Here is a 2,851-nt window from a genome sequence, read left to right on the forward strand (position 1 = left end):
TATTAAATTTTGAAAAAACAACTTGTATTAACAATACATTCGTAAATTCAACTAATAGAATGTGTTTTGAAGGTATTTTGAAGGTGTTAGGAACTTTCAAAACCTATAAGCAAAATGAATATATATATATAACTCTCTTTAAACAAAGCTTTTGAAAGCTATAAAGCTATCATTTTAGATCACGGTATAATCTTTTAAAGGTAATTCAAATAACAGTGTTAAAAAAAGCACGCCTTATTTTTTAAATAACGCATATAAACACTCTTTTTAAAGATTGTATCTAATCAACTTACAAGAGAGGTATAGATTATGGTTATAAGTTCTATACCCCTTATAAGATTAGCATGCCCATTATGTGAGCATGGCAGTCTATTCAGTTTCTCTAATTTCTAATTTTGGTAAGTTCTTAACAATCTTCATTGTTTCTAAACTTACGGTAATAACCCTTTGAAATAATTCCAATGGATAAGCAGGGTTACCAATGGTTTCAACAGCATAGCGATTGGCATCATTCACAATGCCACTTTTTTTATCGGTCTTAACACATTGACGACCCATAACCCATTCAAGAGCGGGCTTGCCATTAACAATATACTCATAAGCTTCAAGAGGAATATCTGTTATGATGATGTTGCTGTTATAAATAACAGTCGATTTATCCTTTTCCTTGCTATTCTTAATTTTTGCGAATTTCATTTCATTCACGTAATAGAATTCTTTAGGATTATGGATATTCATAAGTTTAGGGTCACCCTTTTTAAAGGTCACCGGATAAGGTTCTACATCTTCATAATTTACGTGCAAATGCCCCAGTTCACGTCCTGCTGTCACAAATTTCCAAAAATCTTCAGCAGTTTTTACGAAAGGAATACGAGGCAATTCTTTAGAGAGGTTATCAGCATAACGGGCACGGTAATCTTCTGAATGTAAGAGACCATATACGTAATAGAATAGATCATCCTTAGAGATTTTTTCATTAGGATAAGCGGCTTGAAAATGGGCTAGCCCTTCATCCGTAATGGCGTCATGCCTCTGTAAACCAGTTGTTTTGTTTTGTTCTGTAGCATTTGCAAATAAATGTGATTGTTTCTTACTTTGACTTTTTGAAACTGGAGTGTCTTCGTAAAAATACCTTGGAAAGCATTGACCATTATGCACCACATGAAGATCAAGTATAGACTTAGCTATCAAAACAGAAAAACCTGATTGAGTTCCCATGCCTGAAATTTGTATTGCCTTATTTTCAACCGCTTGCCCTATAGGGAATATCCACGGCATTTGGTAAGTTCTTTCATTAAAAATACGATTGTAGTAGAGCCACTGTTGTGTAAAAGGACGATACAAGCTTTGAATTAAGCAATCACTCTCAAATTCAGAAAATTTTCTTCTTACCAATTCTTCTTTTAAACTACTACTCCAACTTATCTTTCTCTCATCTGTATTGACGAAGTGATCTATAGACTTTGCACGTGTTTTACGGTCAGCATGAGGGTAGACATCATCAAATCGTTGCACTTCGTTATTATAGAAGTTAATCATGTTGTGCATGTTTTTTGATAAAACATCACGGCTTGAGTTATATACCCAAGCATCACGACTCGTCATAATACCACGAGAATAAGTTTCAAATAGCTTTTTATCATGCCCTTTTTTAGCCCCTAGAGCTAGGAATGTCTTGAAACTGTTATCACGTTGATTAATCCAATCGCCATGCTCGTCTGGTGTAATTATTTGCCAGCGCGTTTTATCCGTAATCCCACTGATACTACCAAAATACTCAAGAGCTGTAAGTTTTTCTTTTGTCGTAAGATTATTACCAATATCATGATAATAAATTTTACATTCTCCAGAAGCATTGGGATTTTTGATAAACAGTGTTACGGCGATACCAGTCATACTTCCATTGCCAAAAACATTCTCACCTTCTTGAGCGTTATTTTTATTCATCATATTTTTACGGATATCACCTCGTAAATTAAGCACATAAATACTCGTAAATTCTTTGGCTAAAGATTTTCGCAAACTGTCCATTGCTGGTTTTTCTATGTAGCTTGAACCAGAAACAAAGCCAATTACCCCAGCATTATCAATACGGTCACTTGCCCAACGAATGGCACGGATATAACTATCATAAAGCGCTCGTATATTCGTTACTTTAGATTGAGCAGCATAAGTTTCACTGATCCGTTTATCTAAAATCGGATAAGGAGTATTCTTTGCATTATCATTTTCATTTTTTTGTCCTATAGAATAAGGAGGATTACCAAAGATAACCTCGATATTTAGATTTTTTTGATGTTCTAAATATTCACTGTTTTCTTTAAATAATTTTTGTAGCAGATTTTTCTCTTCAAGCATCCGAAACGTATCGGTCAAACCGATATGTTTGAAAGGAATATACTCTCCTTTCATAAGACTATGATAAGTCGATTCAATGTTAATCGCTGCTATGTAATAGGCAAGTAAGACAATCTCGTTAGCATGGATATCATGACGGAACTTATATTCCATATCCTCTGGTTTTATCAGATCAGATTGTAAAAGCCTTGTGATAAAGGTACCGGTTCCAGTGAAAGGGTCAAGAATAGAAACACCACGTGAGCCTAGGCTTTTCCCAAACTCGTTGCGTAGCACTTCATCAACAGAATGAATAATAAAATCCACAACCTCAACGGGGGTATAAACAATCCCAAGCCTATCCGTGGTTTTTTTAAATGCCTTGGCAAAAAAACTTTCATAAAGCTTGATAATAAGATTCTGTTTTGCATGAGTTTCGGTAATACCTGCTGTACAGAAGGTGACACTTTTGTAAAATTTATCAAGCTCTTTCGTTTTTTCTTCGATATTCGTT

General features: G+C 34.5%; 1 protein-coding gene. It reads right to left on the reverse strand.

Annotated features, from left to right (window positions below):
- Window positions 1-369 precede the first annotated feature (369 nt).
- A partial coding sequence (locus ABD915_RS09200; RefSeq protein WP_345117594.1) for a type ISP restriction/modification enzyme occupies window positions 370-2,851 on the reverse strand: 2,482 nt, incomplete at its 5' end.

It is taken from the genome of Bartonella jaculi (genome assembly GCF_039543045.1).
Lineage (GTDB): Bacteria > Pseudomonadota > Alphaproteobacteria > Rhizobiales > Rhizobiaceae > Bartonella > Bartonella jaculi.